Annotated in this window: 1 protein-coding gene; it reads right to left on the bottom strand. The window is 52.5% G+C overall.

What is annotated here, in order from left to right; translation table 11 throughout:
- Nucleotides 1–255: autotransporter outer membrane beta-barrel domain-containing protein (locus E0D98_RS26680; RefSeq protein ID WP_131891672.1), on the bottom strand; the 255-nt coding region annotated here is incomplete at both ends.

Genomic DNA, 255 nt, shown 5'->3' with positions numbered 1-255 from the left:
CAAACTCCAGTCCAAAGCGGACGTTATCCCTGATTTCTGCATTCAGGCCAACGGACATCAGCATACGGCTGTCCTTTTCACCTTTGATGCGTTTTTCACCAGATGCATCCCGCAATACGGTTTCGCCGTTAGCCAGCAGGTCGAACTGGTAGCCCAGACCGGCACGGGCTGTCACTTTCCAGTCCTTACCAGAGAAGGATTTACCCACATCCACACCAGTTCGGCCAATCAGCGGATTGTAGTCCTTGTCCTTCA

Source organism: Escherichia sp. KCJ4928 (assembly GCF_004352695.1).
Classification (GTDB): domain Bacteria; phylum Pseudomonadota; class Gammaproteobacteria; order Enterobacterales; family Enterobacteriaceae; genus ECMA0423.
The sequence above is the reverse complement of the archived record's forward strand: the minus strand, read 5'-3'. Positions and strand labels throughout refer to the sequence as shown.